Here is a 14859-nt window from a genome sequence, read left to right as displayed (position 1 = left end):
GCCAGTGAACGGCGCGCCGGGAAAAATTCTTATCGCTCAGCCATCAGTACGATTACATCGGTACTGAACGAGCCGTCGGCATCTATCTCAAAATACTCACGCACTTCGTTGCCCATCGACTGCTGCAACTGGCGGATCGCCGCGCGCATCACGTCAGGTGTGCGCATGCGCTCGACCCAACTGCTGTACTCCAGAAGCAGGCGCTGACGGGTGGTGCTGCGCACATGCAGACCGGCCTCGCTGACCTGGCGCAGCCACTCGGCGGCGGAGTAGTCGCGGACATGGCTAGTGTCGCGCAGCACTTCAACGCTTTGCAGGTAAGTGTCGAACAACGCACTGCCCGGTGACAACACATCAACGAACGCCGCCACCCCGCCCGGCTTCAGCACCCGACGCACTTCGCGCAAGGCCAGACCGAGGTCGCTCCAGTGATGCGCCGAATAGCGGCTGAACACAAAATCGAATTCGCCATCGGCGAACGGCAAGCGCTCGGCAGCACCGTTGACGGTAATGATGTTGCTCAAGCAGCGATCGACGGCAGCGCCGGCAACCACATCAAGCATTTGCTGCGACAGGTCGTAAGCCACCACTTCCCTGACCAGCGGCGCCACATGAAAGCTGACATGACCGGCGCCACAACCCAAGTCCAGCACCCGCGCCTCGCCCTGCCCGGCCAGCTCAGCTTGTAGCAGTGCGAATTCGGTGCCTTGAGCGTGAACGGCGCTGCTGAGGTAAGCGGCGGCCTGTTCGCCGAATTGCTTCTGGACGACCTGGGTATGCTGGGCGGTGCTGGTCATGGGTCACATCCTGTAAGCAGTGTTGTTTGAAACACATTCCCTGTGGGAGCGAGCCTGCTCGCGAAGAGGCCCGCCCTGACTACATCAATCCCGAATCAAGCGTCGCGAAACAACCACGGCTGGCTGACTCGATGCTTGGCCTCGAACGTCGCAATCGCATCGCCGTCCTGCAAGGTCAGGCCGATATCGTCAAGGCCATTGAGCAGGCAGTGCTTGCGAAACGCATCGATCTCGAAGCTGTAGACCTTGCCATCCGGGCGGGTCACGGTCTGCGCTTGCAGGTCGATCTGCAATTGATAACCCGGCTCGGCTTCAACTTGCTTAAACAGTTCATCAACTTCTGCATCGCTGAGGATGATCGGCAGCAGGCCGTTCTTGAAACTGTTGTTGAAGAAGATGTCGGCGTAACTCGGCGCGATGATGCTGCGGAAACCGTACTCTTCCAGCGCCCACGGCGCGTGTTCACGGCTCGAGCCGCAGCCGAAGTTCTCGCGGGCGAGCAATACGCTGGCACCCTGATAACGCTCGGCGTTGAGGACGAAATCCTTGTTCAACGGGCGCTTGGAGTTGTCCTGATAAGGCTGGCCGACATCCAGATAACGCCACTCGTCGAACAGGTTCGGACCGAAACCGGTGCGCTTGATCGACTTCAAGAACTGCTTGGGAATGATCTGATCAGTGTCGACGTTGGCACGATCCAGAGGCGCGACAAGACCAGTGTGCTGAGTAAATGCCTTCATCTTTACTGTGCTCCTTGGATCAATTCACGAACGTCGATGAAACGGCCGTTCACTGCTGCCGCCGCCGCCATCGCCGGGCTGACCAGGTGGGTACGGCCACCGGCGCCCTGACGGCCTTCGAAATTACGGTTGGACGTCGAGGCGCAATGCTCGCCGGACTCCAAACGGTCCGGGTTCATCGCCAGGCACATCGAGCAACCCGGCTCACGCCATTCGAAACCGGCCTCGAGGAAAATCTTGTCGAGTCCTTCGGCTTCCGCCTGCGCCTTGACCAGACCCGAGCCCGGCACTACGATCGCCTGCTTGATGGTCGAGGCCACCTTGCGGCCCTTGGCGATCACCGCAGCGGCGCGCAAGTCTTCGATGCGCGAGTTGGTGCAGGAACCGATGAATACGCGATCGAGCTGAATGTCGGTGATCGCCTGATTGGCGGTCAAACCCATGTATTTCAAGGCGCGGACGATCGAGTCGCGCTTGACCAGATCCATTTCCTTGGCCGGGTCCGGCACGTTCTGATCAACAGCCAAAACCATCTCAGGCGATGTGCCCCAGCTGACTTGCGGCTTGATTTGCGCGGCGTCGAGCTCGACCACGGTGTCGAATTTGGCATCGGCATCGGAAACCAGGTCTTTCCAGGCTTCGACGGCCATGCCCCACTGCTCGCCTTTCGGCGCGAATGGACGACCTTTGACGTAGTCGATGGTCTTCTGATCCGCCGCCACCAGGCCGACGCGGGCGCCGGCTTCGATAGACATGTTGCAGATGGTCATGCGGCCTTCAACGGACAGATCGCGGATCGCGCTGCCGGCAAATTCGATGGCGTGGCCGTTACCGCCGGCGGTGCCGATCTTGCCGATCACCGCAAGGACGATGTCCTTGGCGGTCACGCCGAACGGCAATTGGCCTTCGACGCGCACCAGCATGTTCTTCATTTTTTTGGCGACCAGGCACTGTGTGGCGAGGACGTGCTCGACCTCGGAGGTGCCGATGCCGTGGGCCAACGCACCGAATGCGCCGTGGGTCGAGGTGTGCGAATCGCCGCAAACCACGGTCATGCCCGGCAAGGTCGCGCCCTGCTCCGGACTGATCACGTGAACGATGCCCTGACGCACGTCGTTCATCTTGAATTCGACGATGCCGTATTCATCGCAGTTGTCGTCGAGGGTCTGCACCTGCAAACGCGAAACCTGATCGGCAATGGCTTCGATGCCGCCCTTGCGCTCAGGGGTGGTCGGTACGTTGTGGTCCGGGGTCGCAATGTTGGCATCGATGCGCCAAGGCTTGCGCCCGGCCAGACGCAAGCCTTCGAAAGCTTGCGGCGAAGTCACTTCGTGGATGATGTGACGATCGATGTAGATCAGCGCCGAGCCATCGTCGCGCTGCTTGACCAAATGCGAATCCCAGAGCTTGTCGTAGAGCGTTTTGCCGGCCATCAGACGGTTCCTCATCAGCTTGTTTCTATGCCCTGGGCTTATCAACAACCCTTTGGCTTGTGAGGCCGATCCTATGGGGTTAGATTAAATAACTCAAATTCATATTTTTTATGCTTTGGATAACCAACTGGAATGCGACATGGACTTGGCTAACCTCAACGCTTTTATTGCCATCGCCGAGACCGGCAGCTTCTCCGGCGCCGGCGAACGCCTTCATCTGACCCAACCGGCGATCAGCAAGCGCATCGCCGGTCTTGAGCAGCAATTGAAGGTGCGCCTGTTCGACCGCTTGGGCCGTGAAGTCGGCCTGACCGAGGCCGGTCGCGCCCTGCTGCCACGGGCTTATCAGATTCTCAACGTGCTCGACGACACCCGCCGCGCCCTGACCAACCTGACCGGCGAGGTCAGCGGTCGCCTGACGCTGGCCACCAGTCACCACATCGGCCTGCATCGCTTGCCGCCTCTATTAAGGGAGTTCACCCGCCGCTACCCACAGGTCGCGCTGGATATTCAGTTTCTTGATTCGGAAGTGGCCTACGAGGAAATTCTCCACGGCCGCGCAGAATTGGCGGTCATCACCCTCGCGCCAGAGCCGCATACCTTGGTCAAAGCCACGCCGGTGTGGGACGACCCGCTGGATTTCGTCGTCGCCCCGGAGCATTCGCTGATCAACAACGGTGCCGTCAGTCTGGCGGACATCGCCGGCCACCCCGCGGTTTTCCCCGGCGGCAACACCTTTACCCACCACATCGTCCAGCGTTTGTTCGAAGCCCAGGGCCTGACGCCGAACATCGCCATGAGCACCAACTACCTGGAAACCATCAAGATGATGGTCTCCATTGGCCTGGCCTGGAGCGTGCTGCCGCGCACCATGCTCGACGAACAAGTGGCAAGCATCGCATTGCCGGGCATACAGCTCACTCGCCAGCTAGGCTATATCTTGCACACCGAACGGACGCTATCGAATGCAGCACGCGCCTTCATGGCCCTGCTGGATGCACAAATCGATCGGCCAGGGATCCCGGCCTGACTTGTGCTACTCCTATAGCGCCGCTCCTGTGCCTAACGCCACTCAGCTCAAGGCCCGCTGACAATGCCGAAATCTGTTGACCGAACTCCGCCGATGCCGCGAATCCAGGCCGTCGATCCGCGCCATTCCGAGCAGAGCTGGGAAAGCGCGCCGCAATTGCTCGCCGCGCTCAACGGCGCGCGGCTCGGTGCCTGGTATTGGGACATCGAGCGCGGGCAGATCAGTTGGTCGCGGGGCACCCAGGCGTTGTTCGGTTTCGATCCACGGCAGCCGTTGCCCGCCGATTTGGAATACCTCGACCTGTTGCCGCCGGAGGACCGCGCGAAAACCGTGCGCGCCTTCCACGCGGTGATCGCCGGCGCGCCGCTGGAGCAGGCGATGCATCACCGCATCCGCTGGCCCGATGGCAGCCTGCACTGGCTGGAGATCAGCGGCAGCCTGCTGCCAGACAAGAACGGCCGGCCCCGAATGATCGGGGTGATTCGCGAAATCACCCACCAACGCCAGCGCGAGCAGGCCTTGAGCAGCTCGGAGAAACGTTTCGCTACACTTTTCCACCTATGCCCGAACATGGTTCTGCTGACCCGTCAGGATGACGGTCTGATCAGCGAGGCCAACCAGTATTTCGAAAGCCTGTTCGGCTGGCCGGTGCAAAGCGCGATCGGCCGCACCACCCTGGAACTGGGCTTGTGGGTGCATCCCGAGCAACGCGCCGAACTGGTGAAGAAAACCAAAGCCAAGGGCGAGCTGATCAGCATGGAAGTGCAGTTCCGCGCCAGCAATGGCCAGGTGCACGACGGCATCCTCAGCGCGCAGAAGGTCGAGCTCGAAGGCCAGCCCTATCTGCTCAGCACCTTCCTCGACACCACCGAACGCAAAGCCGCCGAACTGGCCTTGAAGGACAGCCAGGAACGCCTCGACCTGGCGCTGGATTCAGCGCAACTCGGCACTTGGGACTGGCACATCCCCAGCGGCATGCTTTACGGCTCGGCGCGCGCTGCGCAATTGCACGGGCTGGAGCCGATTCCATTCCATGAATCATTCGAGGAGTTTTTCGAAGGCGTGCCGGGCGAGGAACGCGACAGCATGCGCGACGCGTACCGCAGCCTGCGCGAAGGCCCCGCCGGCAATTATCAACTGACCTATCGCGTGCAATTGCCCGACGGCAGCTCGCGCTATCTGGAAAGCCGCGCGCGTCTCTATCGCGACGACAACGGCGCGCCGCTGCGCATGGCCGGCACGCTGCTGGACATTACCGATCAGGTCGAGCGCGAGCAGCGGCTGGTCGCCTCGGAAGAGAAATTCGCCACGCTGTTTCAGGTCAGCCCCGATCCGATCTGCGTGACGCGCCAGGAAACCGGGGAATTCATCGAGATCAATTCCAGCTTCAGCCAGACCTTTGGCTGGAGCGCCGCCGATGTGATTGGCCACACCGCCGAAGAAATCGGCCTGTGGGACGCCTCGGCAAAGAGCCTGCAACGCATCGAACGGGTGATTCGCGAACAAGGCCTGAGCAACGTGGCCATTCTCGTCCAGCACAAGGACGGCCAGTCGCTGACCTGCGTGATTTCCAGCCGGCAGATCAGCGTCGGCGACCAGCCGTGCATCGTCACCACCCTGCGCGACATCACCCAGCAACAGCGCTCGGAAGCGGCGCTGAAGGCCAGCGAAGAAAAATTCGCCAAGGCGTTTCACTCCAGTCCCGACGCCATCACCATCACCGAGCGCGACACCGGGCGATATCTGGAGGTCAACGATGGCTTCTGTCGCCTCACCGGCTACCGCGCCGACGAAGTGGTGGGCAAAACCGTTTATCAGGTGGGGATCTGGGCCGAAGAGAAACAGCGCTCGACCTTACTCGCCGAATTGCAGATCAAGGGCCGCGTGCATCATCAGGAAATGCTCGGGCGCAACAAGCGCGGCGAATTGCTCACGGTGGAAGTCTCGGTCGAGCCGATCACGCTCAATGAAACCGCGTGCCTGCTGCTGACCGCGCGCGACGTCAGCCTGTTGAAGAACGCCGAAGCGCAGATTCGTCACCTGGCCTATCACGACCCGCTGACCAACCTGCCCAACCGCGCCCTGCTGATGGATCGCCTGAGTCAGCAGATCGCCCTGCTCAAGCGCCACAATCTGCGCGGCGCCTTGCTGTTTCTCGACCTCGATCACTTCAAGCACATCAACGATTCCCTCGGCCACCCGGTCGGCGACACCGTGCTGAAAATCATCACCGCGCGGCTCGAAGCCAGCGTGCGCATGGAAGACACGGTGGCGCGCCTCGGTGGCGATGAGTTTGTGGTGTTGCTCAGCGGCCTCGAAGGTTCGCGCAGTGAAGTCAGCGAGCAAGTGCGCGCGCTGGCCGACACCATTCGCGAATTGCTTTCGGAGCCGATGTTCCTTGATGGCCAGCGCCTGCAAGTGACGCCGAGCATTGGCGTCGCGCTGATCCCCGATCACGGCTCGACCCCGACCGACCTGCTCAAACGCGCCGACATCGCCCTGTACCGGGCCAAGGATTCCGGGCGCAACACCACGCAGATGTATCACAACACCATGCAGAAAGCGGCGAGCGAACGCCTGCGCATGGAGACCGACCTGCGTCTTGCGCTGTCGCGCGGCGAGTTCAACGTGCACTTTCAGCCACAGGTCGATGCCCGCGACAACCGCATCATTGGCGCCGAAGCCCTGGTGCGCTGGAACCATCCCGAACTCGGCGCGCAATCGCCCACCGAGTTCATCAAGGTACTGGAAGATAGTGGCCTGATTCTCGAAGTCGGCACGTGGATCCTCGATGAAGCCTGCAACGCCTTCAAACAACTGATCGCGTTGAAACTGGTCGACCCGCTCAACTTCAGCCTGTGCGTGAACATCAGCCCCCGGCAGTTCCGCCAGAACGATTTCGTCGAACGCATCGAACACAGCATGACCAGCCACGGCCTGCCCTGCTCGCTGCTGAAACTGGAAATCACCGAAGGCATCGTCATCCAGAATCTGGAAGACACCATCAGCAAAATGCGCCGCCTGAAAAAGCTCGGCGTGAGCTTCGCCATGGACGACTTCGGCACCGGTTATTCGTCGCTGACTTATTTGAAGCGCCTTCCGGTAGACACCCTTAAGATCGACCAGTCGTTCATCCGCGATGCGACCACTGACTCCAATGTTGCCGAGATCATTCGCGCAATTGTCGCGATGGCGCGCAGCCTTGAGCTGGAGGTCATTGCCGAGGGCGTGGAGACGCCAGCGCAACTGGCGTTTTTGCAGGGCCTGGAATGCCATTTGTATCAGGGTTATCTGCACAGCCGGCCGGTGGGGTTGGAGGATCTGAAAAAACTGCTGCCCTGAATCGGCGGTCGCACAGACTGGCAACAGAGCAACGATTGCCACGGTTTGCGTCAGCCTGTAGGGTCGCGTTTTTTGCGCCGCTTCGAGATCAACCATGCAGGATGCATCCCTTCCCCGCCCGGCCCTGCTGGGCATCGACCTTGGCACCACCAACAGCCTGATCGCCGTCTGGCGTGAAGGCCGCGCCGAACTGATCCGCAACGCCCTCGGCGATGTGCTGACACCGTTGGTGGTCAGCCTTGATGAAGACGACACGATTCTGGTCGGCAAAGCCGCCCGCGCCCGCCTGACCACGCACCCGGAACGCACTGCCGCCGCGTTCAAGCGCTTCATGGGCAGCGACAGGCAAATCCAGCTCGGCTCTCGCCAGTTCAGCCCGGAAGAGTTGTCGGCGCTGGTACTTGGCTCACTCAAGCAGGACGCGGAAGCCTTTCTCGGCCAGGCGGTCACAGAAGCGGTCATTTCCGTACCGGCATATTTCAGTGACGAGCAGCGCAAGCGCACCTTGTTCGCCGCCGAACTGGCCGGGCTGTCCGTGACGCGCCTGATCAATGAACCGACCGCTGCCGCCATGGCGTACGGCCTGCACGAACAGAAGTTCGAACGCACGCTGATATTCGATCTCGGCGGCGGCACGTTCGACGTCACCGTGCTCGAATACGCATTGCCGCTGATCGAAGTGCACGCCTCCACCGGTGACAACTTTCTTGGCGGCGAAGACTTCACCGCCGCCCTGTTGCAGGCCTGCCTGAAACACTGGCAACTCACCCCCTCAACGATCGATGCACAAGCCATGGCCAGCCTCGGTGATGCGCTCGAACAGCTGAAATGCAAACTCGGCGAAGGCGCGCAGCACTTGAGCTGGCGGTATGCCGAGCAGACATTCGAATGGGAACTGGATGAAGCCGCTGCAGTGAAAATATGGGAGCTGTTGCTGGCCCGCTTGCGCGCGCCAATCGAACAGGCTCTGCGCGATGCCCGACTGAAACCGCGCGACCTCGACAGCCTGGTGCTGGTCGGTGGCGCCACGCGCATGCCGGCGGTGCAGCAAATGGTCGCCACATTGTTTGGACGCCTGCCTTATCGGCATCTTGATCCGGATACTATCGTGGCGCTGGGGGCGGCGACGCAGGCAGCATGCAAGGCGCGGGACGGTGCGGTTGAGGAATTGATTCTGACGGATGTCTGTCCGTATACGCTGGGGATTTCGACCAATCGTGGCGAAGGCGTCAGTGGCGCGTTCTCGCCGATCATCGAACGTAACACGGTGATTCCAACGTCACGGGTGCAGCGTTACTCGACGACGTTTGCGCAACAGACTGAAATCCGGATCGCGGTGTATCAAGGGGAACGCCCGTGGGTACGCGACAATATTTTCATCGATTCTTTCGACATCCAGTTCACCCCTAGTGAGCAGCTGCAGAGCCTCGATGTGCGTTTCAGTTATGACATCAACGGCCTGCTGGAAGTCGACGTCACGCTTCTGGAAACCGGCGAACGTTACGGCCACAGCATCGACCGCAGCCCGACCGGACTGGATGAACAGGCGCGCAGAGACAGCCATGCCCGGCTCGCGACGCTCAAAGTCCACCCTCGCGACGCCCTGCCCAACCGCACCCTGCTCGCACGCCTGGAGCGAGCATGGATGCAAACTCTGGGCGACGAGCGTGCGCGCATTGCCGAGTGGATGGACACCTTCAACACCGTGCTTGCCGGCCAGCAAGCCAGCGAAATCGCCAGCCACCGCTCAGCGCTGAATGATGCGCTGGACCAGATGCGTCTTTAACCGTTCAGTTGCCGTAAAGCAGCCTGCAACCCGCCGGACAACATATCTGCCCCACTGTCCGGCGGCACGCCATAGCGGTTAGGCAGTTTGTCTCCCGAAAAGCCGAACAACACCAGCGGCAGGAATGGCAGAAACGGCGACAATCCAAGAAATATCAGCAGTGTCGGTATGCCCCGGCCCATATCGTGCAACCGCCGTACAACTGCCGCGAACAACAGCAGCACGCCAAGCAAAAAGATGAGCATCCCGCCAATCGTCGTGCCAGTTATCAGCCCGGCTATTGGGGTTATCACTACGCATCCCAGGACCTGAGCGATAAAAGCCTTGCGCCCCAGCCGTGATCCGAGGCGCCAGAACGCTTTCGCTGGTACTGGCTGGACATCACTGTTGGCTAACAGCAACCGCTCCGACCACGACAGCAACGCGCACAGTGCCAAGCGCAAACCGACGCTGTTCTGCACGTCATCCTTACCCTGCTGCAGTTGCCGCAATACTCGCGTTTTCGGCACACCGGCAGCGCCGTAGCGAATCAAGCTTTTGAGCGCATCCAGCGCCTCATAGGCCAATAGTTTGTCGACACCGAAATCCGTCAACACCTTGCGCGGTGGCCACACCGGTTCGCCCTTGATCAGACCGTCGCGAAAGCCTTCGAACCAGTCATCCTCGCAACTGACCGCTTCAATCGACTGCAACAACGCCCGGTGCTGCTCGGCGCTCAGGCCTGGATCGTGGTAGAGCACGCCCCAGAACATCAACAAGCCCAGCAGATCATCGCCGCACGGTCACTTTCGACGCAGGTGTAAAGCAGGATGTTGGCGGGCAGCCTGGCGCTGTCGAGAGCCTGCTCGACACTGAACAACTGTTGCACCAGCAAACCGTGCACAGGATCGTCACCCTGCAGCCAGCCGAGCAAACCGGCGCAATTGCCCTGCTCACGCAGCAAGCGCCGCAATAGCGGCTGCAGTCGGCTCAAAGGATGCGCAGGATTGAACGGCAAACGCTCCAGACACTGCGCATCAATCAATTGCAACCAGCGCTCGGGTTGTTCCAGCAATGCCAGAAAAAACACGGTTTGAGCGTGCCAATCCCAGATGGCCGCTCCCAACCCGATCGGCGGCAAACCTGTCGCGCGCCGACTCAACTGGAGCATGAGATCAAGCTCCGTGAGGTCATTGCCGTCTTTGACCGCACTCAGCTCGAACGCGTCGGCGATGCGTGCAAGCGCCGTGTCGCTATAGGGCCGCAAGCGCTGCAACCACAGACGACAAACCTTGTGCAGCGCACCTTCGGACAACGCGAGCGGCAATTGCGGTGAAAGTGTTTGCGAGTCAGTGAAAGCGCTCATGGCCTGCGCAACAGGCGCCTTGGCCAGCCAATGCAGATGTTGCCTGGCCTGATACTTCAGGCCGCTCAAAACCAGGCATTCCAGCGCGTCCACCGGCAGCGGTTCGTCGACAATCTGCTGCAACAAGGCCGAATCACCACGATGCAGCGCCCACGCGTGCCGGTACAGACGCAGCAAACGGCTGTCGTGGTTTTCGCCGATCAACTGCGCGAGCAATGGCAACTCGTCGCCCGCCATGCGCCAATCAACAAAGCTTTGCGCCAGTGCATCAAGCTTGAGCCGTCCGACACCCAACCAACGGGTCAAGGTCTCGGGCCGTTGTGACGGACTGCCATACACCTGGCACTCAGCACCCAGTTCGTCCGGCCAAACGGCGCAGTCCTCCAGACGATCGAACGCCTGAATCAGCAACGGCAGAAAGGTCGGCTGACGCTTGGCACACAGCTCCAGCAAGCGACTCTCTGCCGCGGGATGGAGATGTTCGCTCCAGAGCCGAATCCAGCATGGAAACGCTTGATCGTCGTGCCCCAACAGACTGTACTGACACGCCAGCAGGTACAGCCAGTCGACGTTATCCGGCGCGGCATCGTGCTGTTCGGCACAGCACTGCAGGAACGTCGGCGCGCCCATCCCCGCTTGGGTGAACTGCACCAGCAACCGCTTGAGGTACGCGGCATCGTTGGGCAACGGCAAGCACGTGTGCCGACTGGCGAACTCGGCGAACTCGTGAAGCGGACGCTGAGTAAAGATGTAATCGAGGCTACGGGCATACCACAGCGACTCGGTCTGTGCCGGCTCTGACCAGGCGCTCATCAGATCCGTGTCGAACGGGTCGGGCGTCTTGATGCGCTGCAAAAAGCCTTCTACCGCTTGCGCATCGTCGAATGCCAGATCGAGCAATTGCTGGTCCCAGGCCATGCGCTGCGCCAACAGATTCGCACAACGGTAGGACAACGGACCGGCGCCGGACAGTCGGTGGTACAAGCCCCAGTTGAGGTCATCTAAAACCTCCAGTGACAATTCATCCAGCGTCCGGACGAATGCCTGCCACGCCGTGTGATTGAATCGTCGCGCGGGATCATCCAGCAGCGCACAGAAATCCAGGAAAGCTTGAGGCGCCCGAACGACATTGGCTTGTGCAGCGTCGATCTCGTCTCCAGCCTCTTCCTCCTCTTCACGGGCCAGACGCAGGGCACTCTCGTAGGCCATGCGTAGCGCTTGAAAACCTTCCGGATCGGTTTCCGGATGGTGCGCCGGCAAGCGGGCGCGATAGGCGCTGCGAATCAGGGTTTCGTCAGTAGTCGGTTCAATGCCCAGTCGAATCCAGCAACTCATGACCAGTCGAACTCCCCAAGCGATGCCGGACGAGACGGCGGATCAATATCCATGTGCCAAGGCAGATCAGCGAGAAAGTGTGGAATGTTTTGCGCAAGACCTCGGGCAATCCTGGTGTTGAAAGCGCTGGTGCCCTCACGACTCATCTCGACCGCCAGTTCATCATCGCTTTTACTCATGCAGCACCAAAAGGTTCGTCCCACCAGAAAGCCGTTGAAGTAAGCCATCCAGCTGCCGTAATGAAACTGCGCCCTCAACGCCAGACGACTGTGCAACCAGTTGCTCTCGGCCAGATCGATCCATTGATTACGTACGGCGCAGCGCAACAGAAAGCCCATCCGGCCGTAATCCCAGGACAAGATGCCGCCGGGACCACAGCTGCCGAAGGTACGGCTGGCAAATTCATGCAGGACGCGCTCGCGCGGGCTCAGCTCATTGAGCAACGACTGCCATTCACTCGGCAGGGATCGCTGCCACGCCAGATAGGCCGCACTGAGGTGTTTGGCATGGCCGTCGTCGGTCATCCATCCGAGCATGTCGAACAACTGTTGCCGATCATCGATACCCCAACTTTCCTTGAGGTTGATGTAACGATCGTTGCAGAACGCCGGGTCGTCATACCCGGCGCCGGTGTTGAGCGCGGCCATTGGTGCGGACAACGCGCACAGCCAGCGCTGTTGAATCTCGTCCATGAAAAAAGGCTCCAGGCCGACCGCTGGGAAATGGGGGCCGGCAAAACTGCGCCGATTGTAAAGAGCCCCGCCAACAGCGGCAAACCCTGCATCGCTTTGACTGCGCGCACAAAAAAGGCCCCGACGTATCGGGGCCTTTCGTTCAGCGGCTTATCGCCGGTTCGGGCGATTGTGTGTCAGCACATGAATCAATGCTGCAACGCCGGCTGCTGCGCTCCATTGATCGGGATGCGCTTGGCTTTCGCTTCTTCCGGGATCACACGGAGCAGGTCGATGCTCAGCAGGCCGTTGCGCAGGGCAGCGTCCTTGATCTCGATGTGATCGGCCAGACGGAACGACAGCTTGAAGGCTCGCTGAGCGATGCCTTGATGCAAGAACGTGACGCTCTCGTCAGTGTCACGCTTGCCGCCACTGATGGTCAGCACACCCTTCTCGACTTGCAGGTCCAGGTCTTCTTCCTGGAAACCGGCGGCCGCAACGACGATACGGTATTGGTCATCACCGTGTTTTTCGACGTTGTAAGGTGGATAGCTGCTGCCTGGCTCGTTGCGCAGGGCGGTTTCGAACAGGTCGTTGAAACGGTCGAAACCTACCGAGGAACGGAACAGTGGCGCGAGAGAAAATGCAGTACTCATGATTCAAATCTCCTGAAAACAATCAGCAAGGTTTTGTGTCTCCGCGACCCGAATTCGGCATCGCGTAACCCTTAGATAGGGACCGCTGTTTTGATTTCAAGAGATTATTTTGAGATTTTTTATGCGGCCTCGACGAACGGCAATCCGAGCAGACGCGAGACTTGATCCGGCTCGGTTTCACGGCGCAGAACGGTGAAAAGCTCGGCGGCTTCCGGGTAGTTGCGCGTCAGCATGGCCAGCCATTGCTTGAGGCGACCGGGCGATTGGCGCGCGGTCATTTGCGCCTTGGCCTGCAGCCAGAAGTCCTGAATCAGCGGCATCAGCTCGGCCCAGGTCATCTCGACGACCTCTTCTCCAGCGCGCGCCGCAGCGATCTGCCGGGCAAGATCGGGGCGGGAGACCAGACCCCGACCGAGCATGATGTCTTCCACGCCACTGATTTCGCGGCAACGGCGCCAGTCTTCGACGCTCCAGATGTCGCCGTTGGCGAACACCGGCACCTTGACCACGTCCTGCACGCGCGGGATCCACTCCCAATGAGCCGGCGGTTTGTAGCCGTCCATTTTCGTCCGCGCATGTACGACGATGTGCTCCGCCCCGCCTTCGGCCAGCGCCGTGGCGCAGACCAGCGAGCCGTCAGGACTGTCGAAACCCAGGCGCATTTTCGCGGTGACCGGGATGTGCGCCGGTACGGCGCGACGGACATGCTCGACGATCTGGTTGAGCAGCTCCGGCTCCTTGAGCAGCACGGCGCCGCCGCGGGATTTGTTGACGGTCTTGGCCGGGCAGCCGAAGTTGAGGTCGATCACCTCAGAACCGAGTTCGCAGGCCAGCGCAGCGTTTTCCGCCAGGCATACCGGATCAGAACCGAGCAATTGCACGCGCAGCGGCACGCCGGACGCGGTGCGAGCGCCGTTGAGCAGCTCGGGGCCGAACTTGTGGAAGTACGCCGGGGTGAGCAACTGGTCGTTGACCCGAATGAATTCGGTCACGCACCAGTCGATGCCGCCAACGCGGGTCAGCACGTCGCGCAGGATGTCGTCGACCAACCCTTCCATGGGCGCCAGAGCAATTTGCATGGGAAACACTACTTGAAGAAAAAACGTGCGGCAGTTTACTGGATATCGTGGAAGACCGCAGAACAACACATCTCTCTGTGGGAGCGAGCCTGCTCGCGAAGGCGGCCTGTCAGTTCATGCATGTGTGACTGACCTGACGCTTTCGCGAGCAGGCTCGCTCCCACAGGGTGAGATTTACATCGCCTCTGCAATCTGGATCGCCGGGCCATAGCCTTCGATGAATTCAGCCGGCATGCGCTTGGGCTTGCCGGTCGACAGTTCGATGCAGACAAACGTGGTCTGCGCGCGCAGCAGGGTGGCGTTGTCGCTGGGGCGTTTGAGCTGGAAATGCCGGGTCATTTTCAGGCGCTGATCCCAGTCGACGATCCAGGTCGCCAGCTGCAGTTCATCGCCTTCGTAGGCGGCGGCCAGGTAATCGATTTCATGGCGGACGACCGCCATCGCCCGATCCAGCCGCCGGTATTCGACCAGGTCCAGGCCGAGGCGCTGCGAATGGCGCCAGGCGCAGCGCTCGAGCCAGGTCACGTACACCGCGTTATTGGCGTGCCCGAGCCCGTCGATGTCTTCGGCGCCTACTTGCAGATCAATGGTAAACGGCGTTGCCCGATCCCAGCCCATGCCCCACTCCCGGTCAAAGTATTCAAC

10 protein-coding genes and 1 pseudogene are annotated in these 14859 nt (G+C 60.6%); 3 read left to right on the top strand and 8 right to left on the bottom strand.

The window, feature by feature from the left end:
* Positions 1-29 precede the first annotated feature (29 nt).
* The 3 genes from D8U82_RS09930 to leuC all read right to left on the bottom strand — a co-directional run bounded on the left by D8U82_RS09930 (position 30) and on the right by leuC (position 2970).
* Positions 30-797: a class I SAM-dependent methyltransferase gene (locus D8U82_RS09930; protein ID WP_130902132.1), complete on the bottom strand. Its 768-nt coding sequence runs from the start codon at positions 795-797 to the stop codon at positions 30-32.
* Positions 798-892: 95 nt separating this feature from the next.
* Positions 893-1537, bottom strand: a complete 645-nt coding sequence (gene leuD / locus D8U82_RS09925; RefSeq protein WP_024012386.1) for a 3-isopropylmalate dehydratase small subunit — start codon at positions 1535-1537, stop codon at positions 893-895.
* 2 nt (positions 1538-1539) lie between these two features.
* A complete protein-coding gene (gene leuC / locus D8U82_RS09920) occupies positions 1540-2970 on the bottom strand; it encodes a 3-isopropylmalate dehydratase large subunit (RefSeq protein WP_064363917.1) in 1431 nt (476 codons plus the stop codon).
* A 139-nt stretch (positions 2971-3109) separates the two neighbouring features.
* Here leuC and D8U82_RS09915 point away from each other — a divergent pair, with 139 nt between their 5' ends.
* The 3 genes from D8U82_RS09915 (at position 3110) to D8U82_RS09905 (ending at position 9128) form a co-directional block, all read left to right on the top strand.
* Entirely contained in the window at positions 3110-4000 is an 891-nt protein-coding gene (locus tag D8U82_RS09915) for a LysR family transcriptional regulator (protein WP_024012384.1), read from the top strand.
* A 63-nt stretch (positions 4001-4063) separates the two neighbouring features.
* Positions 4064-7342: a PAS domain S-box protein gene (locus tag D8U82_RS09910; protein WP_024012383.1), complete on the top strand. Its 3279-nt coding sequence runs from the start codon at positions 4064-4066 to the stop codon at positions 7340-7342.
* A gap of 94 nt (positions 7343-7436) precedes the next feature.
* A complete protein-coding gene (locus tag D8U82_RS09905) occupies positions 7437-9128 on the top strand; it encodes a molecular chaperone HscC (protein ID WP_130902131.1) in 1692 nt (563 codons plus the stop codon).
* Here D8U82_RS09905 and D8U82_RS09900 read toward each other — a convergent pair.
* The 5 genes and pseudogenes from D8U82_RS09900 to D8U82_RS09880 all read right to left on the bottom strand — a co-directional run bounded on the left by D8U82_RS09900 (position 9125) and on the right by D8U82_RS09880 (position 14832).
* A pseudogene (locus D8U82_RS09900) lies at positions 9125-11808 on the bottom strand (DUF805 domain-containing protein). The gene D8U82_RS09905 and the pseudogene D8U82_RS09900 sit on opposite strands and share 4 nt — an antisense overlap.
* The gene (locus tag D8U82_RS09895; RefSeq protein WP_130902130.1) at positions 11805-12500 is read right to left on the bottom strand and encodes a DUF1266 domain-containing protein; all 696 of its coding nucleotides are present in this window, start codon (positions 12498-12500) and stop codon (positions 11805-11807) included. The pseudogene D8U82_RS09900 and the gene D8U82_RS09895 overlap by 4 nt, the downstream one beginning before the upstream one ends.
* Before the next feature lie 188 nt (positions 12501-12688).
* Entirely contained in the window at positions 12689-13135 is a 447-nt protein-coding gene (locus D8U82_RS09890) for an Hsp20 family protein (protein ID WP_016773925.1), read from the bottom strand.
* A gap of 119 nt (positions 13136-13254) precedes the next feature.
* On the bottom strand, positions 13255-14214 hold the full coding sequence (locus D8U82_RS09885; RefSeq protein ID WP_130902129.1) for a tRNA-dihydrouridine synthase: 960 nt from the start codon (positions 14212-14214) through the stop codon (positions 13255-13257).
* 174 nt (positions 14215-14388) lie between these two features.
* Positions 14389-14832 carry a thioesterase family protein gene (locus tag D8U82_RS09880; protein WP_016773923.1) on the bottom strand — a complete coding sequence of 148 codons (444 nt, stop codon included), beginning with the start codon at positions 14830-14832 and terminating at the stop codon, positions 14389-14391.
* Positions 14833-14859 lie beyond the last annotated feature (27 nt).

The organism is Pseudomonas sp. Sample_23, from assembly GCF_004307595.1.
Taxonomy (GTDB): Bacteria; Pseudomonadota; Gammaproteobacteria; order Pseudomonadales; family Pseudomonadaceae; genus Aquipseudomonas; species Aquipseudomonas atacamensis.
This window is presented reverse-complemented; position numbering and strand designations above follow the sequence as displayed.

Bases quoted from the DNA above. Each gene is read 5' to 3' on its own strand.
- D8U82_RS09930 (WP_130902132.1), bottom strand. From the start codon at position 797: ATGACCAGCACCGCCCAGCATACCCAGGTCGTCCAGAAGCAATTCGGC.
- leuD (WP_024012386.1), bottom strand. From the start codon at position 1,537: ATGAAGGCATTTACTCAGCACACTGGTCTTGTCGCGCCTCTGGATCGT.
- leuC (WP_064363917.1), bottom strand. From the start codon at position 2,970: ATGGCCGGCAAAACGCTCTACGACAAGCTCTGGGATTCGCATTTGGTC.
- D8U82_RS09915 (WP_024012384.1), top strand. From the start codon at position 3,110: ATGGACTTGGCTAACCTCAACGCTTTTATTGCCATCGCCGAGACCGGC.
- D8U82_RS09910 (WP_024012383.1), top strand. From the start codon at position 4,064: ATGCCGAAATCTGTTGACCGAACTCCGCCGATGCCGCGAATCCAGGCC.
- D8U82_RS09905 (WP_130902131.1), top strand. From the start codon at position 7,437: ATGCAGGATGCATCCCTTCCCCGCCCGGCCCTGCTGGGCATCGACCTT.
- D8U82_RS09895 (WP_130902130.1), bottom strand. From the start codon at position 12,500: ATGGACGAGATTCAACAGCGCTGGCTGTGCGCGTTGTCCGCACCAATG.
- D8U82_RS09890 (WP_016773925.1), bottom strand. From the start codon at position 13,135: ATGAGTACTGCATTTTCTCTCGCGCCACTGTTCCGTTCCTCGGTAGGT.
- D8U82_RS09885 (WP_130902129.1), bottom strand. From the start codon at position 14,214: ATGCAAATTGCTCTGGCGCCCATGGAAGGGTTGGTCGACGACATCCTG.
- D8U82_RS09880 (WP_016773923.1), bottom strand. From the start codon at position 14,832: ATGGGCTGGGATCGGGCAACGCCGTTTACCATTGATCTGCAAGTAGGC.